Origin of the sequence: Streptomyces sp. NPDC088116 (genome assembly GCF_044741745.1) — a bacterium.
In the GTDB taxonomy this organism is placed as follows: domain Bacteria; phylum Actinomycetota; class Actinomycetes; order Streptomycetales; family Streptomycetaceae; genus Streptomyces.
The window spans coordinates 212,694-236,350 of record NZ_JBIUTF010000001.1 but is presented as its reverse complement, the minus strand read 5'-3'; the positions used below and the strand labels follow the sequence as shown (position 1 = coordinate 236,350).

The 23,657-nt window shown below is 70.0% G+C and carries 16 protein-coding genes; 12 read left to right on the top strand and 4 right to left on the bottom strand.

Features of this window, described 5'->3' with window-relative positions:
• Positions 1-38 precede the first annotated feature (38 nt).
• Together ACIOJD_RS01030 and ACIOJD_RS01025 are read right to left on the bottom strand one after the other, a co-directional pair.
• The gene (locus tag ACIOJD_RS01030) at positions 39-1,223 is read right to left on the bottom strand and encodes a PQQ-dependent sugar dehydrogenase (protein ID WP_401907571.1); all 1,185 of its coding nucleotides are present in this window, start codon (positions 1,221-1,223) and stop codon (positions 39-41) included.
• A 152-nt stretch (positions 1,224-1,375) separates the two neighbouring features.
• Entirely contained in the window at positions 1,376-2,371 is a 996-nt protein-coding gene (locus tag ACIOJD_RS01025; protein WP_401907570.1) for an aldo/keto reductase, read from the bottom strand.
• A gap of 73 nt (positions 2,372-2,444) precedes the next feature.
• On the opposite strand from ACIOJD_RS01025, the gene ACIOJD_RS01020 reads away from it, so the two are divergent.
• The 6 genes from ACIOJD_RS01020 (at position 2,445) to serA (ending at position 12,611) form a co-directional block, all read left to right on the top strand.
• Positions 2,445-3,407: a 2-hydroxyacid dehydrogenase gene (locus tag ACIOJD_RS01020; protein ID WP_401907568.1), complete on the top strand. Its 963-nt coding sequence runs from the start codon at positions 2,445-2,447 to the stop codon at positions 3,405-3,407.
• Between the two features lie 325 nt (positions 3,408-3,732).
• Complete coding sequence (locus ACIOJD_RS01015) at positions 3,733-6,801, top strand: putative bifunctional diguanylate cyclase/phosphodiesterase (protein WP_401907566.1); 3,069 nt, start codon at positions 3,733-3,735, stop codon at positions 6,799-6,801.
• A gap of 207 nt (positions 6,802-7,008) precedes the next feature.
• Positions 7,009-8,859 carry an acetolactate synthase large subunit gene (locus ACIOJD_RS01010; RefSeq protein WP_401907564.1) on the top strand — a complete coding sequence of 617 codons (1,851 nt, stop codon included), beginning with the start codon at positions 7,009-7,011 and terminating at the stop codon, positions 8,857-8,859.
• Between the two features lie 44 nt (positions 8,860-8,903).
• On the top strand, positions 8,904-9,428 hold the full coding sequence (ilvN, locus tag ACIOJD_RS01005; protein ID WP_401888560.1) for an acetolactate synthase small subunit: 525 nt from the start codon (positions 8,904-8,906) through the stop codon (positions 9,426-9,428).
• Positions 9,429-9,610: 182 nt separating this feature from the next.
• Positions 9,611-10,612, top strand: coding sequence for a ketol-acid reductoisomerase (gene ilvC / locus ACIOJD_RS01000; RefSeq protein ID WP_401888562.1), 1,002 nt, complete (start codon positions 9,611-9,613; stop codon positions 10,610-10,612).
• 406 nt (positions 10,613-11,018) lie between these two features.
• Positions 11,019-12,611, top strand: a complete 1,593-nt coding sequence (gene serA, locus ACIOJD_RS00995; protein WP_401907562.1) for a phosphoglycerate dehydrogenase — start codon at positions 11,019-11,021, stop codon at positions 12,609-12,611.
• 176 nt (positions 12,612-12,787) lie between these two features.
• Here the strand turns inward: serA and ACIOJD_RS00990 are convergent, their stop codons facing one another.
• The gene (locus ACIOJD_RS00990) at positions 12,788-14,011 is read right to left on the bottom strand and encodes a PucR family transcriptional regulator (RefSeq protein WP_401907561.1); all 1,224 of its coding nucleotides are present in this window, start codon (positions 14,009-14,011) and stop codon (positions 12,788-12,790) included.
• Between the two features lie 185 nt (positions 14,012-14,196).
• Here ACIOJD_RS00990 and ACIOJD_RS00985 point away from each other — a divergent pair, with 185 nt between their 5' ends.
• The 3 genes from ACIOJD_RS00985 to ACIOJD_RS00975 all read left to right on the top strand — a co-directional run bounded on the left by ACIOJD_RS00985 (position 14,197) and on the right by ACIOJD_RS00975 (position 17,374).
• Entirely contained in the window at positions 14,197-15,123 is a 927-nt protein-coding gene (locus ACIOJD_RS00985; RefSeq protein ID WP_401907559.1) for a proline dehydrogenase family protein, read from the top strand.
• An 82-nt stretch (positions 15,124-15,205) separates the two neighbouring features.
• Positions 15,206-16,837, top strand: coding sequence for an L-glutamate gamma-semialdehyde dehydrogenase (pruA, locus tag ACIOJD_RS00980; RefSeq protein WP_401907557.1), 1,632 nt, complete (start codon positions 15,206-15,208; stop codon positions 16,835-16,837).
• Between the two features lie 408 nt (positions 16,838-17,245).
• Positions 17,246-17,374: a hypothetical protein gene (locus ACIOJD_RS00975; RefSeq protein WP_401907555.1), complete on the top strand. Its 129-nt coding sequence runs from the start codon at positions 17,246-17,248 to the stop codon at positions 17,372-17,374.
• A 34-nt stretch (positions 17,375-17,408) separates the two neighbouring features.
• On the opposite strand, the gene ACIOJD_RS00970 is transcribed toward ACIOJD_RS00975, so the two are convergent.
• Positions 17,409-19,007, bottom strand: a complete 1,599-nt coding sequence (locus tag ACIOJD_RS00970; protein WP_401907554.1) for a purple acid phosphatase family protein — start codon at positions 19,005-19,007, stop codon at positions 17,409-17,411.
• Positions 19,008-19,135: 128 nt separating this feature from the next.
• Here ACIOJD_RS00970 and ACIOJD_RS00965 point away from each other — a divergent pair, with 128 nt between their 5' ends.
• The 3 genes from ACIOJD_RS00965 (at position 19,136) to cimA (ending at position 23,576) form a co-directional block, all read left to right on the top strand.
• Complete coding sequence (locus ACIOJD_RS00965; protein WP_401907552.1) at positions 19,136-20,182, top strand: 3-isopropylmalate dehydrogenase; 1,047 nt, start codon at positions 19,136-19,138, stop codon at positions 20,180-20,182.
• A 224-nt stretch (positions 20,183-20,406) separates the two neighbouring features.
• Positions 20,407-21,525: a branched-chain amino acid aminotransferase gene (locus ACIOJD_RS00960; protein ID WP_401907550.1), complete on the top strand. Its 1,119-nt coding sequence runs from the start codon at positions 20,407-20,409 to the stop codon at positions 21,523-21,525.
• 443 nt (positions 21,526-21,968) lie between these two features.
• Entirely contained in the window at positions 21,969-23,576 is a 1,608-nt protein-coding gene (gene cimA, locus ACIOJD_RS00955) for a citramalate synthase (protein WP_401907549.1), read from the top strand.
• Positions 23,577-23,657 lie beyond the last annotated feature (81 nt).

Here is a 23,657-nt window from a genome sequence, read left to right as displayed (position 1 = left end):
CCCACCTCTTTGTGTGCGTTACCGCTCACCGTGCGTCGTTATGAGACCTCCAGCTGGAGGATCTTGTCGTCCCCCGGCTTCGGTGTGCCCCGGCCGTCCGTATTGCTGGTCATGAGCAACACCTTGTCGCCGCCCACCGAAAGCACCGTGCGCAGGCGGCCGTACTTCCCCTCCAGCAACGCCTGAGGAGCGGCCGCCGATTCCCGTCCCTTCAGCGGAATCCGCCAGAGACGCTCGCCACGCAGCGACGCCATCCAGATGGAACCCTCCGCGTAGGCGATACCGCTCGGCGACGCGTCCTTCGTCTTCCACTGGACCACGGGGTCGACATATCCGGCCTTGCCGGCCTTGCCCTCGACGGTCGGCCAGCCGTAATTCTTCCCGGGCTCGATCAGGTTCAGCTCGTCCCAGGTGTTCTGGCCGAACTCCGATGCCCACAGCCGTTTCCCGGAGTCCCAGGCAAGTCCCTGTACATTGCGGTGGCCCAGCGAATAGACGACCGAATCCGCTTCCGGATTACCGTGCACGGGCTGCCCGTCCGGGGTCATTCTGAGAATCTTGCCCGCCAGCGACTTCTTGTCCTGAGCGAGCCCCGTCTCACCGGTCTCGCCCGTGCCCGCGTAGAGCATCCTGTCGGGGCCGAAGGCGATCCGCCCGCCGTTGTGGATGGTGCCCTTGGGGATGCCGCGCAGGATCGTGTCGGGCGCTCCCAACTGCTGCCCGTCCGGCTTCTTCGCGTCGTACACCATGCGGGCGATGCGGTTGTCCGACTCCGTGGTGAAGTACGCGTACACCAGATGGTCCGAGGCGTAGCCGGGGGAGAGCGCGATCCCCAGCAGACCGCCCTCGCCCGCCGGGGAGACCCCCGGCACCGTGCCGATCGTGGTCTTCTTCCCGCTCGCCCGGTCGACGCGCGTGATCGTCCCCTCGTCGCGTGAGGAGACCAGCAGGTCGCTGTCCGGCAGGGCGGCCAGGCCCCAGGGCGACTTGAGGCCCTGGGCCAGGGTGGCCACCACCTTCGCCGAACCCTTCGCGGGCGCGGCCGACGGACTCGGCGACGCGTCCTCGGAGCCGTCCCCGGATCCTTCCCCGGACGCGGTGGCGGCCGGACTCGACGCGGCGGGCAGACCACGGCCCGTACCGTCCCCGCCGCCGTCGGAACACGCGGTGACCACGAGAAGCGCGGCAGCGGCCCATACGGCCGTCACTGCTGAACGTTGCACGGTTCTGATCCCTTCGACGGCTGCGTTCCTACAGTTCTTACACTGCCGCTCCGCCTCGGGTTCCCCATGACGGCCGATCAGCACATCCGGCCCCGAAGCCCGTCCGATCGGTCGCACCAGCCGGCCCGCCGGCCCCCTGTGCCCCGGTCGTCTCAGTCCCAGGACTCCCGTACCGGCGGCAGCGCCGCTATTTCGGCCAGATCCCGCGCCGTCAGCTCAAGCTCCGCCGCACGCGCGTTCTCCACCGCCCACGGCTCCCGCTTCGTCCCCGGCAGCGGCACCACATGGCGCCCCTGGCTCAGCACCCACGCCAGCGCCACCTGCGCGGGCGTCGCGCCGTGCCGCTCCGCGACCCGGCGCAGCCCCGCCACCAGTGGCTGATTCGCGGCCATGATCTCCGCCGTGAACCGCGGATGGCGCGCCCGTATGTCGTCCGGCTCGAAGCCCTGTCCCGGGGGAAGCGTGCCCGTCAGGAAGCCGTTGCCCAGCGGCATCGCCGCCAGGAACCCGATACCGCGCGCCTCGCACCACGGCAGCAGCCGCCGCAGCGCCTCCGGCGACCAGACCGACAGCTCCGCCTGCACCGCGCTCACCGGAAACACCTGCTGTACGCGCTCCAGTTGCCGGATCGTCGCGTCGTGCGGATGCGTTCCCGATCTGCGGCGAGGCGCGGGCGCCCCCACCGCGCACAGCCCGAGCGCGCGCACCTTCCCGGCGCGCACCAATTCCGCCATCGCCCCCCAGGTCTCCTCGACGGGTATCTCGGGATCGGCACGGTGCAACTGGTAGAGGTCGATCACATCGGTCTGCAGACGCCGCAGCGAGGCGTCACAGGCCCGCCGCACATAGCCGGGCCGGCCGTTGGCGACGATGTGCTGGTCGCCGACCAGCAGCCCGCACTTGGTGGAGACGAACGCGTCCGCGCGCCGCTGCCCCAGCGCCCGGCCCAGCAGCAGCTCATTGGTGAAGGGGCCGTACATGTCGGCCGTGTCGAGCAGGGTCGTACCGGCGTCGAGCGCCGCGTGCACCGTACGGAGTGAGCGGTCACCGCGCTGCTGCGAGCCGGTGTACGCCCAGTGCATCGGCATACAGCCGAGCCCGACCGCCCCCACTTCGAGCGCCGCCGCACCGATTGTCCTGCGCTCCAACTGCCGTACCCCTCCTCGTTCCGTCCTCAAGCTAACCTCATCGGCCCGGAACGCTTCGCATAGCCTCCTGACCATGACTTCACAGACTTCGGACGTGTGGCTCCCGTTCCCCGCCGATGAGATCGAAGGGCTTCCCGAGGGCCTCGACTACCGCCTCTGGGACGGCGGTCCGGACTTTCCCGCGGACCCCGCCGAGTGCGCCTTCTACGCCGTCCCCTACATGAAGAAGGTCGAGGCCGGTATACGGCCGTTCGCCGAGATGACCTCGGTGCGCGTCGTGCAGACCCTCTCGGCCGGTATCGATCATGTGGCACCCGGACTCGGCGCGCTGCCCGCCGGAGTCCGGCTGTGCAATGCCAAGAGCGTCCACGAGGCCAGCACCGCCGAACTCACCCTCGCACTGATCCTCGCCTCACTGCGCGGAATTCCCGGCTTCGTCCAGGGCCAGCAGCGGGAGGAATGGCGCTCCGGCTTCTATCCGGCGCTCGCCGACAAGTCCGTGCTGATCGTCGGATACGGCTCGATCGGCGCCGCCATCGAAGACCGGCTCGCGCCTTTCGAATGCGCGCGGGTGGCGCGCGTCGCGCGCTCCGCCCGCACGACGGAGCGTGGTGCGGTCCACGCGCTCACCGATCTTCCCGAACTGCTCCCCGACGCCGATGTCGTGATTGTCTCGACGCCGCTCACCGAGCGGACAAAGGGCCTCGCGGGAGCCGAATTCCTGGCCCGGATGAAGGACGGCGCGCTGTTCGTGAATGTCGCGCGCGGCGCCGTCGCCGACACCGGGGCGCTGCTCTCGGAACTGGAAAGCGGCAGGATCAGGGCCGCGCTGGATGTCACCGATCCGGAACCCCTGCCCGCCGGCCATCCGCTCTGGCATGCTCCGGGTGTCCTGATCAGCCCCCATGTCGGCGGATCCACCTCGGCGTTCCTGCCACGCGCCAAGCGGCTGCTGGCCGCACAGCTCACCCGGTTCGCCGCGGGCGAGGAGTTGCGGAACGTCGTCCTCACCACCGAAGGAGCGCCCCGGACCTGAGGAACGAAGCGAGGAGCGGACGGGACGGCGCGACAGCGGCCGAAAACGCGGGAGGTGGTCCGTACGAGCCGCCGCCCGAACCGCCGCCGGGACAGCCGCGGGAACCGCCGCGCGAACAGCCGCCGGAATCGCCCCGTAACCACTCTCCGCAGCCGCTCGAACACCCTCGTGGCCGACAATATCCCTGGTCGTCACGGAGAGTAGGAGAACTATGTCCCTGAGTGACGAGTCTGGTGTATCGTCCCGATCCGGGGGCTGCACCGAACCTGTGACGGTGCGGCGGAAAGATCAGAATCCGAGGGGGGCGACGGGCGATGTACGGCCAATGGACCAACGATCCGACGCGGCAGGGACGCCGAAAGCGGCCTCCGGACACCCTGGTACGTACGCCGGGTATCCCGGCGCGCATGCCGGAGGATCCGGTGCGCATCCCGCCTACCCCGGCGCGCACGCCGGACACCCCGGTGCGCTGCCCGAGTTCCCCGACGGTGACAGTGACTTCCCCGACCGTGACAGTGACGGCGACGCACCCCGGGGCGATCCGGTGAGCGCCGGGAGCGTCGTCGTCGGCAGGCGGCAGTTCTGCGGCGGAAGCACCGGTCTGGTCGCCCAGCTCGTCCTCGCCCTGATCTGCGGAGGTTACGCGGCGGGCGCGGCGCTGGGCTGGGGGTCGAACGAACTGGCCCTGTTCATGGGTGACTTCGGGCTGAGCCTCGCGGCGGCCATCGCCGCGGTCTCCTGTTTCTTCTACGCACGTGGCCGCGACCGCCGGTTCCGGCCCGCCTGGCTGCTGTTCTCGTTCTCCTCGGCCATGGCCTCCGGCGGGAACGCGGTCTGGGGCTGGTACGAGGTCGTGCTCGGCCGGCCCGTGCCCAGCTTCTCGCTCGCCGACCTCTTCTTCCTCTGCTTCGCACCGCCCGCGATCGTGGGCCTGCTCGTTCTCGCCAAACGCCCGGTCAGCAGGGCCGGCTGGGTCTGCCTCGGGCTGGACTCCTGGCTGATCGGCGGCTCACTGCTGACCCTCTCCTGGAGCCTCGCCCTGGCGCGCACCACGCAATTCCAGGGCGAGAGCGTCACTCAGGCCGCCCTCTCCCTCGCGTATCCGCTGCTCGACATCGTGCTCGTCAGCATGGTGCTCGCGCTGCACTTCCGGCGGGCCACGGGCAGCCGCTCCGCGGTGAACACGGCGATCGCCGCACTCGCCCTGACCGTGCTGTGCGACGCCCTGTTCACCTCCCCGCTGCTGCGGGAGACCTACCGCTCGGGGCAGTTGCTGGACGCCGGCTGGTTCGCCGGCTCGCTGCTCCTGGCCTACGCGCCCTGGGGTGTGCGCCGCGTCCCCGAGAGCGTCCCGCAACCCCGCCAGTCCCGGCAGTCCGGCCGTCCCATCGCGGGCTCGCTCGCCGCGATCACGCCGTACCTCGCCGCGGCCGTCTGCACCCTGGGCATCCTCTACAACGTCATCGAGGACCGCAGGGTCGACCGGGTGGTCGTCCTCACCGGCTGTACGGTCGTGCTCGCCCTGGTCGTCCGGCAGGGCATCATGCTCGTCGACAACATCGCGCTCACCCATGAACTGGCCCAGAAGGAGAACCACTTCCGCTCCCTGGTGCAGGGCTCCAGCGATGTCATCATGATCGCCGCGCCCTCCGGCATACTCCGCTACGTGAGCCCCGCCGCGTCGGGCGTCTACGGCCGCGAGGCCGAGGATCTCGTCGGCGCCGAACTGGCCTCGATCATCCACCCCGAGGATCTCGGCCGCGTCGTCCACGAGGTCCGCCGGTTCCTCGCCGCTCCTCCCTCGGACGAGCCCACGACCCGCATCGAATGCCGTTTCAGGTCCGGGACCGGCGACTGGCTCAACGTCGAGTCCACCGTCAACCGCCACCAGGGCGGGCTGATCTTCAACAGCCGAGATGTCACCGAACGGGTCCGCCTGCAGGCGCAGTTGCAGCACAACGCCGAGCACGACCCGCTCACCGACCTGCCCAACCGGGCCCTGTTCACCGAGCGGGTCCGCCAGGCCCTCTGCGGCCGCCGGACGACCGACCCGGGCACCGCCGTGCTCTTCATCGACCTCGACGGCTTCAAGGGCGTCAACGACCGGCTGGGCCACCAGGTCGGGGACGAGCTGCTGGTCCTCGCCGCCCACCGGCTCCAGGACTCGGTACGGTCCGGGGACACCGCGGCCCGCCTCGGCGGCGACGAATTCGCGGCCATCGTCCTCGGCGACGGCAATCCCGACCGGGCGGCCCGGGAGCACCAGGTCCACGAGATCGCCGACCGGCTGCGCCTCAAGCTCTCCCAGCCGTACCGCATCGACGGCAACGACGTCCGCGTCGCCGCCTCCATCGGCGTCGCCTTCGCCGGGCCCGGCATAACCCCCAGCGAACTGATGCGCAACGCCGACCTCGCCATGTACCGCGCCAAGGCCGGCGGCAAGAACCGCGTCGAGCTGTACGCGCCCCAGATGCAGGCCGACGTCGTCCGCAGGACCGAGCTGGCAGCCCGGCTCCGCACCGCCCTGCACGACGGCGAGTTCGCCCTGCTCCACCAGCCGGTCGTGAACCTCGCCACCGGCCATGTCTCCTCCGTCGCCGCCCAGGCCCGCTGGCGCTCCGCCCAGGGCATCCTCTTCACCCCGGCCGAGTTCCTGCGCGTCGCCGACGACGGCGACCGCACGGCCGAGCTGGGCCGCTGGCTGCTGGAGGAAGCCGTCGCCCAGGCCGCGGAGCGCGCCGGAGCCGGCCACGACGTGCCCGTGGCCGTACGGCTCCCGGCCCGCAGACTCCTCGACAAGTCCCTGCCGCTCGGCTCCATCGAAGGGCTGCTCACCCGCCACGCCCTGCCCTCCGGGGCCCTGATGATCGAGCTGGCCGACAGCGACCCGCGCGCCTCCCTGGACGAGCTGGAACACCGCCTCGTCGCGCTGCGCCGGCTCGGTGTACGGATCGCGCTCGACGGCTTCGGCAGCGGCTACGCGGCGATCAACGCACTGCGCAGGCTCCCCGTCGACGTACTGAAACTGGACCGCGGTCTGGTGGAGGGCGTCGTGGAGTCCGCCCGGCTGCACAAGATCACCGCGGGGCTGCTGCGGATCGCCGGCGACCTGGGCATGCAGTCCGTCGCCGACGGTGTGGACCTCCCCGAGCAGGTGCTCGCCCTGCGCGCCATGGGGTGCACCCACGGCCAGGGGATGGCGTTCTCCGGGCCGCTCGACGAGTACCGGCTGCGCCGGGCCCTGGTGCGCGGCGCGTATCCGCTGCCGGGCGACACCGCCCTGCCCGTCCTCACCGGGAGCGCACTGCCCGTACGGCACTCCCGTCCCATCCCCGACCGGATCCCGCACACCACGCTGCGCTCAAATACTGAGACTCCCGTCCCACCCACTTGACAGTCATAGCGCGCGGGGGGGAGGGTCGGTTCCATGCGCACCCGAATTCTCGTACTTGGAAAGCGCGTCGGCTGAAGCAGAGCCCCCTCCCGCTCTGCGACCGCACCGACGCGCTCCCCTCGCCTGCCTCCCGGCACGAGGGGTTTTTTGTTGCATCAGCACCCCCCAAAACATCGCAAAAACCTCAGCTTCGAGAAGAGAATGCCGATGACCGAGCAGGCCACCGGGGCCCAGCATCCGCAGCCGCGGGCCCGTAACGGCGGATCGTCCTCCAGCCCCGTCGAGCACGTCACGGGCGCGCAGTCCCTCATCCGCTCTCTCGAGGAAGTGGGCGCCGAGACGGTATTCGGCATCCCCGGCGGCGCCATCCTCCCCGCCTACGACCCGATGATGGACTCCACCCGGGTCCGGCACGTCCTCGTCCGCCACGAGCAGGGCGCGGGCCACGCGGCCACCGGCTACGCCCAGGCCACCGGCAAGGTCGGCGTCTGCATGGCCACCTCGGGCCCCGGCGCCACCAACCTGGTCACCCCGATCGCCGACGCGCACATGGACTCCGTGCCGCTGGTCGCGATCACCGGCCAGGTGGCGAGCAAGGCCATCGGTACGGACGCCTTCCAGGAGGCGGACATCTGCGGCATCACCATGCCGATCACCAAGCACAACTTCCTGGTCACCGACCCCGAGGAGATCCCGCGGACCATCGCGGAGGCCTTCCACATCGCCTCCACCGGCCGCCCGGGGCCCGTCCTGGTCGACATCGCCAAGGACGCCCTCCAGGCGCGTACGACCTTCAGCTGGCCGCCCGTCCAGGACCTGCCCGGCTACCGCCCGGTGACCAAGCCGCACGCCAAGCAGATCCGCGAGGCCGCCAAGCTGATCACCCAGGCCAAGCGCCCGGTGCTGTACGTCGGCGGCGGTGTGATCAAGGCCGGCGCCACCGCCGAGCTGAAGGTCCTCGCCGAGCTCACCGGAGCCCCCGTCACCACCACCCTGATGGCGCTGGGCGCGTTCCCCGACAGCCACCCGCTGCACGTGGGAATGCCGGGCATGCACGGTTCGGTCACCGCCGTCACCGCGCTGCAGAAGGCCGACCTGATCGTCGCCCTCGGGGCCCGCTTCGACGACCGCGTCACCGGCAAGCTGGACAGCTTCGCGCCGTACGCCAAGATCGTCCACGCCGACATCGACCCGGCCGAGATCGGCAAGAACCGCATCGCGGACGTGCCCATCGTCGGCGACGCCCGGGAGGTCCTGGCCGACCTGGTCCAGGCCGTGCAGGCCGAGCACACCGAAGGCCAGACCGGGGACTACAGCGCCTGGTGGAAGGACCTCAACCGCTGGCGCGAGACCTACCCCCTCGGCTACGACCAGCCCGGCAACGGCAGCCTCTCCCCGCAGCACGTCATCCAGCGCATCGGACAGCTCGCGCCGGACGACACCATCTACGCCGCGGGCGTCGGCCAGCACCAGATGTGGGCCGCGCACTTCATCGACTACGAGAAGCCCGCCACCTGGCTGAACTCCGGCGGCGCCGGAACGATGGGCTACGCCGTCCCGGCCGCCATGGGCGCCAAGGCCGGACAGCCGGACCGTACCGTCTGGGCGATCGACGGCGACGGCTGCTTCCAGATGACCAACCAGGAACTGACCACCTGCGCGCTCAACAACATCCCGATCAAGGTCGCCATCATCAACAACGGCGCGCTCGGGATGGTCCGCCAGTGGCAGACCCTCTTCTACAACCAGCGCTACTCCAACACCGTGCTCCACTCCAGCACGGAGACGGACGGCGGCCCCAGCGGCGGCACCCGCGTCCCCGACTTCGTGAAGCTGTCCGAGGCCATGGGCTGTGTCGCCATGCGCTGCGAGTCCCCGGACGAGCTGGACGCGGTGATCGCCAAGGCCAACGCGATCAACGACCGCCCGGTCGTGGTCGACTTCATCGTCCACGAGGACGCGCAGGTGTGGCCGATGGTCGCCGCCGGCACCTCGAACGACGAGGTCATGGCCGCGCTGGGGGTCCGCCCCGACTTCGGCGACAACGAAGACGACTGACCACCGACGACCAGAAGACGACTGAGCCGAGAGAGACCGACACCATGTCCAAGCACACACTCTCCGTCCTGGTGGAGAACACCCCCGGCATCCTCGCCCGGATCGCCGCCCTGTTCTCCCGCCGCGGCTTCAACATCGACTCTCTCGCCGTCGGTGTCACAGAACACCCCGACATCTCCCGCATCACCATCGTGGTCAATGTCGAGGAACTGCCCCTGGAGCAGGTGACGAAGCAGCTCAACAAGCTGGTGAACGTCCTGAAGATCGTCGAACTCGAGCCCGGCGCTGCGATCCAGCGCGAGCTCGTCCTGGTGAAGGTTCGAGCCGACAACGAGACCCGCTCCCAGATCGTCGAGATCGTCCAGCTGTTCCGTGCCAAGACCGTCGACGTCTCGCCCGAGGCCGTCACGATCGAGGCCACCGGTTCGAGTGACAAGCTCGACGCGATGCTCAAGATGCTGGAGCCGTTCGGCATCAAGGAGCTGGTGCAGTCCGGGACGATCGCCATAGGGCGCGGTGGCCGGTCCATCACGGACCGCAGCCTGCGGGCCCTCGACCGCAGCGCCTAGGCCTGTCCGGGCCCGCGCCCTCTCAGTACGCCCTCCCCTTCCCGTCCGCCGCGGCCGGTCCGTCCGGTTCGTATGGCGAGACCGGGCGACCGGCTTCGAACGTCCCGCCGTACGGTGGGACACAAGCTGCGACATTTCACAGCTGCGTTCATTCATGCAGCGCACACCAAGGAGAAGACCCAGTGGCCGAGCTGTTCTACGACGACGATGCCGACCTGTCCATCATCCAGAACCGCAAGGTCGCGGTCATCGGTTACGGCAGCCAGGGCCATGCCCACGCGCTGTCGCTCCGTGACTCGGGTGTCGACGTCCGGGTCGGTCTGCACGAGGGCTCCAAGTCCAAGGCCAAGGCCGAGGAGCAGGGCCTGCGCGTGGTGACGCCGGCGGAGGCCGCCACCGAGGCCGACGTCATCATGATCCTGGTGCCGGACCCGATCCAGTCCCAGGTCTACGAGGAGTCCGTCAAGGACAACCTGAAGGACGGCGACGCGCTGTTCTTCGGTCACGGCCTCAACATCCGCTACGGCTTCATCAAGCCGCCGGCCAACGTCGATGTCGCGATGGTCGCCCCCAAGGGACCGGGCCACCTGGTCCGCCGCCAGTACGAGGAGGGCCGCGGCGTTCCGTGCATCGCCGCCGTCGAGCAGAACCCCACGGGCAAGGCCTTCGAGCTGGCCCTCTCGTACGCGAAGGGCATCGGCGGCACCCGCGCCGGCGTCATCAAGACGACCTTCACCGAGGAGACCGAGACCGACCTGTTCGGTGAGCAGGCCGTGCTCTGCGGCGGTACCGCCGCGCTGGTCAAGGCGGGCTTCGAGACCCTGACCGAGGCCGGCTACCAGCCGGAGATCGCGTACTTCGAGTGCCTCCACGAGCTGAAGCTGATCGTGGACCTCATGTACGAGGGCGGCCTGGAGAAGATGCGCTGGTCGATCTCCGAGACCGCCGAGTGGGGCGACTACGTCAGCGGCCCGCGCGTCATCAACGACCAGACCAAGGTCGAGATGAAGAAGATCCTGTCCGAGATCCAGGACGGCACGTTCGCCAAGAACTGGATGGACGAGTACCACGGCGGTCTGAAGAAGTACAACGAGTACAAGAAGGCCGACAGCGAGCACCTGCTGGAGACCACGGGCCGTGAGCTGCGCAAGCTCATGAGCTGGGTCGACGACCCGGACGCGTAACACCGTGCGGCGGGCGTCCGGGCCGGGGACGAGCCGGGGCGCCCGCCGCTGTCGCGTATCGCGAATGCGGCGCCGTCCGCCCGCGGGGCGGGGGCCGCGACGTCCGGTGCACCGCACCCGCGTCGCTCGCTCCGTCTCGGCGCGACTTTCGCGGTACGCCCTGAGCCGGTGTGGGGACCGCACGGACGAGTGACCCTGGTAGACGGGCAGAAATCCGCCCGGTGGCGGCACTACACTGCACGAGACATACGCGTCAGGGCCCACAGCGTCGTGCGTCTTCCACGCGGCTGGGGGTGTGTACGGATGAAGCCGCAGGCCCGGCCTGATCCGTAACAGACACCCCCTTCCCCTCCACCGCCTGCGGCCGTCGGGACGGCCGTCCGCAATGGGACTTGTGAGGACTCACGTGAGCTCGAAACCTGTCGTACTCATCGCCGAAGAGCTTTCGCCCGCCACCGTCGACGCGCTCGGTCCGGACTTCGAGATCCGGCACTGCAACGGCGCCGACCGCGCGGAGCTGCTGCCGGCGATCGCCGACGTGGACGCGATCCTCGTCCGCTCCGCGACCAAGGTCGACGCCGAGGCCGTCGCCGCGGCGCCGAAGCTGAGGGTCGTCGCCCGAGCGGGGGTCGGGCTCGACAATGTCGATGTCTCCGCCGCCACCAAGGCCGGCGTGATGGTCGTCAACGCGCCGACCTCCAACATCGTCACCGCCGCCGAACTGGCCTGCGGTCTGCTGGTCGCCACCGCGCGCAACATCCCGCAGGCCAACACCGCCCTGAAGAACGGCGAGTGGAAGCGCTCCAAGTACACGGGCGTCGAGCTGAGCGAGAAGACCCTGGGTGTCGTCGGCCTCGGCCGGATCGGCGTACTGGTCGCGCAGCGGATGTCCGCCTTCGGCATGAAGATCGTCGCGTACGACCCCTACGTACAGCCGGCCCGCGCCGCCCAGATGGGCGTCAAGCTGCTGACGCTGGACGAGCTGCTGGAGGTGTCGGACTTCATCACCGTGCACCTGCCCAAGACCCCCGAGACGCTCGGCCTGATCGGTGACGAGGCGCTGCACAAGGTCAAGCCGTCGGTGCGGATCGTCAACGCCGCGCGCGGCGGGATCGTCGACGAGGAAGCGCTGCACTCCGCGCTCAAGGAGGGCCGCGTCGCGGGCGCCGGCCTGGACGTGTACGCGAAGGAGCCCTGCACGGACTCCCCGCTGTTCCAGTTCGACCAGGTCGTCTGCACCCCGCACCTGGGCGCGTCCACCGACGAGGCGCAGGAGAAGGCGGGCATCGCGGTCGCCAGGTCCGTGCGTCTCGCGCTCGCCGGTGAACTGGTGCCGGACGCGGTCAACGTCCAGGGCGGGGTCATCGCCGAGGACGTCCGCCCGGGTCTGCCGCTCGCCGAGAAGCTCGGCCGGATCTTCACCGCGCTCGCGGGCGAGGTCGCGGCCCGTCTCGACGTCGAGGTGTACGGCGAGATCACCCAGCACGACGTGAAGGTGCTCGAACTCTCCGCGCTCAAGGGCGTGTTCGAGGATGTCGTCGCCGAGACCGTCAGTTACGTCAACGCCCCGCTGTTCGCGCAGGAGCGTGGCGTGGAGGTCCGGCTGACCACGTCGAGCGAGTCCCCGAACCACCGCAATGTCGTCACGGTGCGCGGCACCCTCGCCAGTGGCGAGGAGGTCTCGGTCTCCGGCACGCTGGCGGGCCCCAAGCACCTCCAGAAGATGGTCGCAATCGGCGAGTTCGACACGGACCTGGCGCTGGCCGAGCACATGATCGTGCTCCGGTACGAGGACCGTCCCGGTGTGGTCGGCACGGTCGGCCGGATCCTCGGCGAGGCCGGGCTGAACATCGCGGGGATGCAGGTCTCGCGCGCGGAGGAGGGCGGCGAGGCGCTGGTCGTTCTCACCGTCGACGACAACGTACCGGCGGCCGTGCTCGCCGAGATCTCCGAGGAGATCGGCGCGGCCTCGGCGCGCTCGGTGGACCTGACCGACTGAACCGACGCGGTCGCGAAGCGACGTGGTGGTGAACTGGCCCGGTGGTGAACTGACCTGGTCGTGAACTGACCCGGTCGCGAGGTGAACGATCCGAAGGGCCCGGTGGCTTCCACCGGGCCCTTCGGGCATGTCGGCGGCCACCAGGACCGGCCGGACCCCCGCCGGATCGCGGCAGGTCAGAGCCGGGCCGACTTCAGTGCCATGTGGAGGAGAAGGCGGTCCTCGCCCTCGTCCAGGTCCAGGCCCGTCAGCTGTTCGATCCGGGAGAGCCGGTAGTAGAGCGTCTGGCGGTGGATGCCCAGGGCCGCCGCCGTGCGGCCCGCCTGGCCCGCGCAGTCGAGGAACACCTCGGCGGTGTGCGCCAGTTCGCCGTGGGCCCGTGTGAGCAGCGGCCGGACGGCGGGGTCGGGCTCGGTGGGGAGTGCGGTCAGCAGGCGGTACGCGCCCATCGACGCCCACTGCGCGACCGGGCCGAGGTGGGGCCGCGCCACGGACGCGCGGGCCGCCGCGACCGCCTCCCGCCAGGCCGCGGGCAGCTCCGCCGGGCCCCGGCGCGGCGCCCCGGCCCCGGCCGCGGCTTCCGGGCCCGCGCCCTCGCGCAGCCGGGACACGGCGGTGAGGACGGGCGGGAGCGCGTCCGTCGAGCGGAGCCGTACGAGCAGGGCCAGTGCCTCGACGCCGCCGGATTCCTTCCCGGCGGCGCTGTCCTCGGCCGCCGGGAAGGCGTCCGGCCCCGCATGCTCGGACACGTACGCGGACCGCTCCGGCCCCGGCCCGTACGGCAGCGTGCACAGCGCCGCCGTCCCCGGTACCGCCCGTACGCGTGGCTCCTCGCCCCGCCACGGCGCCACACACGCCACCACATGCAGCCCGTCCGCGCCCGGCCCCAGCGCGGTGCGCAGCGTCGCCACCGCCATGTCCCGCTGCCAGCCGGGCTCCGCCGTGAGCACGGCCCGCAGCTCACGGGAGAGGTCCGTGCCGGCCTTCACCTCCTCGGCCAGCAGGTCGCCGATCCGGGACGTCACCTCCATGGCCGCCGCCAGCCGGGCCTCGCTCGGGCCGGGGTCGGAGTCGCCGAGCAGCCAGACGTAGCCGAGCACCATGCCCCGGTGCCGTACGGGCAGACAGATCCGGTCCCGGAACACCCCCGCCTCCGGGGCCGCCGGGATACGGACCGGTTCCGCGGCGCGGGTGATGCCGAAGGCCTCGAACCACGCGCGGACCGCCGGGGTCGACTTCCTGGTCAGGATCGAGCGGGTCCGGACGGGGTCCATCGCCGTGTCGTCCTCGCTGTCGTGCGCGCCGAAGGCGATCAGCCCGAAGTCCCGGTTCTCCAGGGTCGCGGGGACACCGAGCAGTGCCGAGATCTCGTCCACCAGGTCCTGGTAATCGCCTTTCATCCGGACATTCTCGCACCGCCTTCAGACAAATGTCTGAGATCCGGGCCACGGATGCGTGACAGCTGTCGATGGCAGAGGATCGGAGCGGTCCCTAGGTTTCACAGTGGTTCCGCGTGCCGTACCGGACCTGGTCATTTCTGATCCACTCCGGTCCGGCCCCGCTCGTCCTACCGTGGAGGTGCCCTGTGCTGGGTCCCGTGATCCTCGCCGCGTCCCGCAGCGAAGCCATGCGCCGTGCCGTCTCGGCCGCACCGGTCACCAAGCCCGTGGTGAAGCGTTTCGTCGCGGGTGAATCGGTCGAGGAGACCGCGCCCGTCATCCAGGCCATGGCCGACCGGGGCCTGGAGGTCACGCTCGACGTCCTCGGTGAGGACATCACCGACCCGGCCGCCGCGCTGCTCGCCCGGGACTCCTATCTGCGGCTGATCGAGGCCCTCGCGCCGCTGGAGCTGGGGACGCGCGCCGAGATGTCGGTCAAGCTGTCCTCCTTCGGGCAGGCCCTGCCCGGCGGCCACGATCTCGCGCTGAAGAACGTCACCGCCGTCGTCGAGGCCGCCGCCGCGATCGGCACCACGGTCACCCTCGACATGGAGGACCACACCACCGCCGACTCGACGCTCGCCATCCACGGCGAGCTGTTCGCGCGCTTCCCGGAGACGGGCGCCGTCGTCCAGTCGTACCTCTTCCGTACGGAGGACGACTGCCGCGCGCTCGCCGCCGCCGGGTCGCGCGTCCGGCTGGTCAAGGGCGCGTACAAGGAGCCCGCCGCCGTCGCGTACCAGGACAAGGCCGAGGTGGACATGGCGTACGTCCGCTGCCTGAAGATCCTGATGGAGGGCAGCGGTTATCCGATGATCGGCTCCCACGACCCGCGCCTCATAGCGATCGGCCAGGACCTCGCCCGGCGCGCCGGACGTAAGCTCGATGAGTACGAGTTCCAGTTGCTGTACGGCATTCGCGCGGCCGAGCAGGACCGGCTCGCCGCCGAGGGACACCGGGTGCGTGTCTACATCGCCTACGGCACCGACTGGTACGGATATTTCATGCGCCGCCTCGCCGAGCGCCCCGCCAACCTCGCGTTCTTCCTGCGCTCGCTGGTCAGCCGCGGCTGAACCCCCGTACCGCCGCACACCGGTACGCACCGATTCGCACCGACTGACCTACAGATAAAGCAGATTAAGGAGATTCGGCACCATGGATGCTGTGACCCAGGTACCCGCGCCGGTCAACGAGCCGGTGCACGGCTACGCCCCCGGTTCCCCCGAGCGGGCCCGTCTGGAGGTCAAGCTCAAGGAGCTGGCCGAGAACCCGGTCGACCTTCCGATGACCATCGGCGGTGTGAAGCGGATGGGCGGCGGCGAGCGCGTCAGCGTCGTACAGCCGCACAATCACAAGTCCGTACTCGGTACGTTCGCCGGGGCCACCGAGCAGGACGCGCAGGACGCGGTCGACGCCGCCCTGGCCGCCGCCCCGGCGTGGCGCGCGATGGCGTTCGACGACCGCGCCGCGATCATCCTGCGGGCGGCCGAGCTGCTGTCGGGGCCGTGGCGCGAGACGCTGGCCGCCGCGACCATGCTCGGCCAGTCGAAGACCGCCCAGCAGGCCGAGATCGACACCCCCTGCGAGCTGATCGACTTCTGGCGCTTCAACGTCAAGTACGCCCGTGACCTGCTCGCCGAGCAGCCGCCGGCCAACTCGCCGGGCGTCTGGAACCGTCTGGACCACCGCCCGCTCGAAGGCTTCGTCTACGCGATCACGCCGTTCAACTTCACGGCGATCGCGGGCAACCTGCCGACCGCGCCCGCGCTCATGGGCAATGTCGTGGTGTGGAAGCCGTCCCCGACCCAGACGCTGGCGGCGGTGCTGCTGATGGAGCTGCTGGAGGAGGCCGGGCTGCCCAAGGGCGTCATCAACCTCGTGACGGGCGACGGCATCGCCGTCTCCGAGGTGGCGCTGAACCACCCGGAGCTGGCGGGGATCCACTTCACCGGCTCGACCAAGACCTTCCAGCACCTGTGGAAGACGGTCGGCAACAACATCGAGAAGTACCGCTCCTACCCCCGGATCGTCGGAGAGACGGGCGGCAAGGACTTCGTCGTCGCGCACCCGAGCGCCGACCGCGGGATCCTCAAGACGTCGCTGACCCGGGGCTCTTTCGAGTTCCAGGGCCAGAAGTGTTCCGCCTCCTCGCGCGCGTACGTTCCCGCGTCGATCTGGAACGACGGCTTCAAGGAGGAGTTCGCGGCCGAGGTCGACGGGATCGCCATGGGCGATGTCACCGACCTGACGAACTTCATCGGCGCCGTCATCGACGAGCGCGCCTTCGCCAAGAACAAGGCCGCGATCGACCGCGCCGCCGCCGACCCGAGCTGCACGATCGTCGCGGGCGGTACATACGACGACTCCGTCGGCTACTTCGTCCGGCCCACCGTCATCGCCTGTACCGACCCCGAGAACGAGGTCTTCAGGACCGAGTACTTCGGCCCGATCCTCGCGGTGCACGTCTACGACGACGCCGAGTACGAGTCGGTGCTCGCGCAGCTGGAGTCCGTCTCGGCGTACGCGCTGACCGGCGCGTTCATCGCCAACGACCGCGCGGCCACGGCCGACGCGATGGAGAAGCTGCGCTACGCGGCGGGCAACTTCTACATCAACGACAAGTCGACCGGCGCCGTCGTCGGCCAGCAGCCCTTCGGCGGTGGCCGCGCGTCCGGTACGAACGACAAGGCGGGCGCCCCGCAGAACCTGATGCGCTGGACGCTGACCCGCGCCATCAAGGAGACGCTGGTGCCGCCGACGGACTACCGCTACCCGCACATGGGCTGACCGGTAGGGGCGTGGCCCCTCCAGGACACCGCCCCCGGGCCGGCTTCCCCGCCGGCCCGGGGGCGGACTCATGCTCCGGGGTCTCGTGCTCCAAGAATCTCGTTCCTCCGGGAACCCCGTACCCCGAGACCCCCTCTTCCTGACGGGATCACGGGAACTGGCTTTCGCAGGGCGAAGTGATCCCTGTCTCAGATAGTAGGACGTCCGAGTAAATGGAGAGACAGGGCGTGCCGGCTCCCTTAGCTTGGAATAGCCGAACGTCTCGCTTCATCCAGCGAATGGCGGTCGTGGGCCCGCGCCCTCAGGCAGGTCACCCCTGCGGCGCACGCCCTCCGCCTCTTCCGGCGCCTCGAAGATGCGTCATGCGGCTCCGCCGCGTGACTCGGCGATCTCAAGGAGTCGATCACCATGGCCGAGACGACAGTCCGCCGCGTCCGTCACACCCCCCGTACGAGCGACACCGACCGCAGGAATGCCGCCGCCGCCCTGCAGCGCGCGCTCGACCGCAGGGACAACGGCGGCTCGACCGGTCACTGAGCCGTATCCGCCCGGCCGCCTGTGCGGACGGGGATCAGCGGGTGACGGTGAAATGGTCCACCCGCTCGCCCGTCTCGGCGAGCGCGGTGACCTTCAGCTCCGGGTGGCTGCCCGTCGTCACCTCGACGGCGAGGAACGAGAAGCCCGTGTAGCGCACCCGCGACCACTCGACGGTCTCGGTGGCCTTCTCGCCGCCGGTCTCCCAGTGGTACGACGGCACGCTGTCCAGGTCGGCGACATGGCCCTCGTAGCTGTCCGGCACGGGGAAGTCGTACAGCGCCTTGCCCGCGCCGCCCGCCGTGACGTACACGATGCCGTCCCGCACCGAGCTGACCGACTCGCCGACCGGGGCCTTGCGCCCGACCTTCCCTCCGCGCAGCGCGTCGGTGCGCTCGTACACATGGTTGTGGCCGTTGACGACCAGGTCCACGCGGTGCTTGTCGAAGAGCGGCACCCACGCGTCGCGCACGCCGCCGTCCGAGGCGTGCGAATTGGTCGTGGAGAAGGCGCAGTGGTGGAAGAACACCACGATGAAGTCGATGCCCTTGTCCGCGCGCAGCTCGCCCAGGCGCCGGTCCAGCCAGCGGGTCTGGGCGCCGTCGGTGTAGCCGGTGTTGGCGCGGATCTCGTACGAGATGTCGTTGGCGTCCAGGGCGACCACCCCGACGTTGCCGTATGTGAAGGAGTACACACCCGGCGACTTCACCGGGTCGAGACCGCTGTCCGGCAGGGTCCAGCGCGCGTTCTGGCCACCGTAGCCGTTGGGGGAGTACCACGCCTCCATGTCGTGGTTGCCCGTCGTCACCATCCACGGCACCCGCGAGGCCACCGTCTCGGTCTGCGCCAGGAACTGGTCCCAGACCCGGGCGTCGTAGGTGTCCGACTCGGTGCCCTGGCCGCTGCTGTCCGCGTAGCAGATGTCGCCCGCGTGCAGATGGAAGACCGGGTTCTGGCCGAGGATGACCTGGTCGTTGGCGAGGGCGTCGTACGAGACCCCCTGGTCGCCGAAGGCCGTGAAGACGAACGACTCGGCGCGGGCCGGGGCCGTACGGAACGTGCTGACGGTCCCGAGGTTGCGCGCGTCCGCCGGGTCGAAGCCGTCGTGGCCCACGCCGTAGTAGTACGTCGTCCCGGGGCGCAGCCGCTCCAGCGCCGCGTGCAGGTAGTACTGCTCCACCGCCGGCAGCTTCGCCGACAGCGACGGCGTGTGCAGCGACCGGACCTCGGCCGTGATCTTCTGGCTCAGGTCCCAGGGCTTCAGGCCCACCCGTACGTAGGGGTTCTTGACCGCGAACGGCACCTGCCAGGAGACCGTCATCCTCGTCTTCGGGTCGGAGCCGAAGGCGAGATGCCGGCCGAAGGGCGCCACCAGCGATCCGTCGACCCGGGGGGTGGCCGACGACGGCAGGAAAGCCGGGGCACCGGCTCCGGCTCCGGCGAGGCCGTTCGTGGTGCCGCCCGCGGTCGCCGAGCTGGAGCCCAGCAGACCGGCGCCCGCCACGGTCCCGGCGGCGAGCGTGCCCGCGCGCAGCAGGCCGCGCCGTCCGATACGGTCGCGCAGATACTCGTGCTGCTCCGGCATGGTCATGCGGGAAGCGAGATGGTCGGGAATCCCGACGCGGGGAGTGTCCATGGCCCGACGGTGACACCGCAGGGTGGCGCAAGCGTGGAGCCGGGGCGTACAGCGGGCGACCGAATCGCAATGTGTCCACAGAATGGATGGCCTGTGTCAGGCAGTGGGACGGAGGGTAGGGTGCCGACATGTCTCGCAGCATCAATCTCGCAGTGATCCCCGGTGACGGCATCGGTCAGGAGGTCGTGGCCCAGGGCCTGAAAGTCCTGAGTTCCGTCCTCCCGCAGGATGTGAAGCTGGAGACCAAGAAGTACGACCTCGGCGCGAGCCGCTGGCACCGGACCGGGGAGACCCTCCCGGACACGGAGCTGGAAGCCCTCAAGTCCCATGACGCGATCCTGCTCGGCGCGATCGGCGACCCGACCGTGCCGTCCGGCGTCCTGGAGCGCGGACTGCTGCTCAAGCTCCGCTTCGCCTTCGACCACTATGTGAACCTCCGCCCGTCGAGGCTCTTCCCGAACACGGAGACCCCGCTGGCCGGCCGCCCCGACATCGACTTCGTCGTCGTCCGCGAGGGCACCGAGGGTCCGTACACGGGCAACGGAGGTTCGCTGCGCACGGGTACGCCCGCCGAGGTGGCCACCGAGGTGAGTCTCAATACGGCGTACGGCGTGGAGCGTGTCGTCCGCGATGCGTACGAGCGGGCCAACTCCCGTCCGCGCAAGAAGCTGACGCTGGTCCACAAGAACAACGTCCTCGTCTACGCGGGCCATATGTGGAAGAACATCTTCGACCGTGTCGGCCGGGAGTACCCCGAGGTCACCACCGACTATCTGCATGTCGACGCCGCGACGATCTTCTTCGTCACCCAGCCCGAGCGCTTCGACGTGATCGTCACCGACAACCTCTTCGGTGACATCCTCACCGACCTGGCCGCTGCCGTGACCGGCGGCATCGGCCTGGCCGCGTCCGCGAACATCAACCCGGACCGCGCCTTCCCGTCCATGTTCGAGCCGGTCCACGGCTCGGCGCCGGACATCGCGGGACAGGGGAAGGCCGACCCCACGGCCACGATTCTCTCCGTCGCCCTGCTGCTGCGGCACCTCGGTTTCGACGCCGAGGCCGCCCGGATCGAGGAGGCCGTCGCGGCCGATCTCGCCGGGCGCGACGGTACGGCGGCCCCGCGCACGACCGACGAGATCGGCGACGCGCTCGCCGTACGAGTAGCGAGCTGACGCCCCGTCGGATTTTTACAGCCGCCGGGTCCTCGCACCCGGCGGCTGTGCTGTGCGGCCACCGGGTGCTTCACCAGCCCCCGGGCCGCATTCACCCCATTTCTTCCTTCCGCCGTCCCTGTCGAGTGATAATCGGCTCGGGCCGCGGTATACGGGAATGCTCGGACGTCCTAGTAGCGACGTGAACGCGGTCCGTCACAACCAAACGTGAAGGACGAGTATTCATGACCACGCGTACGTCAACGCCCACGATCGAGGCCAGGCCCACGATCCAGCTCAAGCCCTCCGCGCATCCGCTGTCCGACGCCGAGCGCGAGGCGATCCTGGTCAACCCGGGATTCGGCCGTCACTTCACCGACCACATGGTGACGATCAAGTGGACGGAGGGGCGGGGCTGGCACGACGCGGAACTCGTTCCGTACGCGCCGCTCTCGATCGACCCGGCCAACATGACGCTGCACTACGCGCAGGAGATCTTCGAGGGACTCAAGGCCTACCGCCGTCCCGACGGATCGGTCGCCACGTTCCGCCCCGACGCGAACGCGGCCCGCTTCCAGCGCTCGGCCCGCCGTCTCGCGATGCCGGAGCTGCCGGCCGAGACATTCATCGAGGCGTGCGACGCGCTGGTCCAGCAGGACAAGGCGTGGGTGCCCGCGCACGGCGGGGAGGAGTCCCTCTACCTGCGGCCGTTCATGATCGCGACCGAGGTCGGTCTCGGTGTGCGGCCGGCGAACGAGTATCTGTTCCTGGTCATCGCCTCACCCGCCGGCGCGTACTTCCCCGGCGGTGTCGAGCCGGTCTCGGTCTGGCTCTCGGAGAACTACGTCCGCGCGGTCCCCGGCGGCATGGGCTTCGCCAAGACCGGCGGCAACTACGCGGCCTCCCTGCTCGCCCAGGCCGAGGCTGCGGAGAAGGGTTGCGACCAGGTGGTCTGGCTGGACGCGCTGGAACACCGCTGGGTCGAGGAGATGGGCGGGATGAACCTGTACTTCGTCTACGGCGACCGCATCGTCACCCCCGAGCTGACCGGCTCCCTGCTGGCGGGCATCACCCGTGACTCGCTGCTGAAGCTGGCGGGGGACCTCGGCTGCACCGCCGAGGAGGGCCGTATCTCCACGGAGGACTGGCGCCGCGACAGCGAGAACGGCACCCTCACCGAGGTCTTCGCCTGCGGCACGGCCGCGGTGATCACCCCGGTCGGCGTGGTCAAGTCGGCGGACGGCGAGTGGGTCCAGTCGGGCGGCGAGCCGGGCGAGGTGACGATGAAGCTGCGCAAGGCGCTGCTGGACATCCAGACGGGCTCGGCGGCTGACCCGCACGGCTGGATGCACCAGCTGGGCTGAGGCCCTGAGGCCCTGAGGCCCTGAGGCCCTGAGGCCCTGAGGCTTCGGGGGCTTGAGGTCCGGGCCCGCATCCGATCCGGGTGCGGGCCCCACCGGGCCCCTCAACCGCCCAGTGTCACCGGATATGACCGCATCGTGAGACGGGATTTCACCAGCGCGGCAGACGTGCGAAAATCGGCTCGTGCTCTCGTTCGCCATGATTATCGGCAGCAAGCGCGCCGGTCCGCAGTGACCGCCCCGTACCACCCCGTACGGCGCGGCCATCGTGCCTCAGACCCGCGCGCAGACCTCTCGCTACCCGCGAGGGGTTTTTTCGTTTTCCGACCCCACCCCGGCGGAGAACGGGCCGCGCGGGAAGATGGGGGCAAGTGGAGCCAGGCCTTCCGGAACCTTCCGATGTCTCCGGAAGGCAGATCTCATCCACTCGACAGGAGCAGGACACCATGACCACAGAGTCCACGGTGAGCAACGACAGTTTCCATGTCTTCGACACGACGCTGCGCGACGGCGCCCAGCGCGAGGGCATCAATCTGACGGTCGCCGACAAGCTGACCATCGCCCGGCACCTGGACGACTTCGGCGTGGGCTTCATCGAGGGCGGCTGGCCCGGCGCCAACCCGCGGGACACCGAGTTCTTCGCCCGCGCCCAGCAGGAGATCGACTTCCGGCACGCCCAGCTCGTCGCCTTCGGCTCCACCCGGCGACCGGGCGCGACGGCCTCGGAGGACCCCCAGGTCAGGGCGCTGGTCGAGTCCGGGGCGCCGGTGGTCACGCTGGTCGCCAAATCGCACGACCGGCATGTGGAACTGGCGCTGCGCACCACCCTCGACGAGAACGTCGCGATGGTCCGCGACACCGTCTCCTACCTGCGCGAACAGGGCCGCCGCGTATTCGTGGACTGCGAGCACTTCTTCGACGGCTACCGCGCCAACCCCGAGTACGCCAAGGCCGTCGTACGGGCCGCCTCCGAGGCCGGCGCCGATGTGGTCATCCTCTGCGACACCAACGGCGGCATGCTGCCCGCCCAGATCCAGGCCGTCGTCTCCACCGTGCTCGCCGACACCGGCGCGCGGCTCGGCATCCACGCCCAGGACGACACCGGCTGCGCCGTCGCCAATACCCTCGCCGCCGTCGACGCGGGCGCCACCCACGTCCAGTGCACGGCCAACGGCTACGGCGAGCGCGTCGGCAACGCCAACCTCTTCCCCGTCGTCGCCGCCCTGGAGCTGAAGTACGACCAGCGTGTCCTGCCCGCCGGGGCGCTCGCCGAGATGACCCGGATCTCGCACGCCATCGCCGAGGTCGTCAACCTCGCGCCCTCCACCCACCAGCCGTACGTCGGCGTCTCCGCCTTCGCCCACAAGGGCGGACTCCACGCCTCCGCGATCAAGGTCGACCCCGACCTGTACCAGCACATCGCCCCCGAGGCGGTCGGCAACTCCATGCGGATGCTCGTCTCCGACATGGCGGGCCGCGCCTCCATCGAGCTCAAGGGCAAGGAGCTGGGCATCGATCTGGGCGGCGACCGCGATCTGGTCGGCCGGGTCGTCGGCCGGGTCAAGGAGCGTGAGCTGAAGGGCTACACGTACGAGGCGGCCGACGCGTCGTTCGAGTTGATGCTGCGCGAAGAGGTGGAAGGCCGCCCCCGCAGCTACTTCCGTACGGAGTCCTGGCGCGCGATCGTCGAGGACCGCCCCGACGGATCGCACGCCAACGAGGCCACCGTGAAGCTGTGGGCCAAGGGCGAGCGCATCGTCGCCACCGCCGAGGGCAACGGCCCGGTCAACGCCCTGGACCGGGCCATGCGGGTCGGCCTGGAGCGGATCTATCCGCAGCTGGCCAAGCTGGAACTGGTGGACTACAAGGTCCGCATCCTCGAAGGCCGGCACGGTACGGAGTCCACCACCCGGGTGCTGATCACCACGGCGGACGGCAACGGCGACTGGGCCACGGTCGGGGTCGCGGAGAACGTCATCGCGGCCTCCTGGCAGGCGCTGGAGGACGCGTACACCTACGGACTGATGCGGGCCGGGGTCGAACCGCCGCAGTGACCGCCGCGTCGGGACTCGATCGCCGGCCGGGCCCAGGGCCGCTCTTCGGCCCGCCCGGCGATCGAGTCCCGAACATCTGGC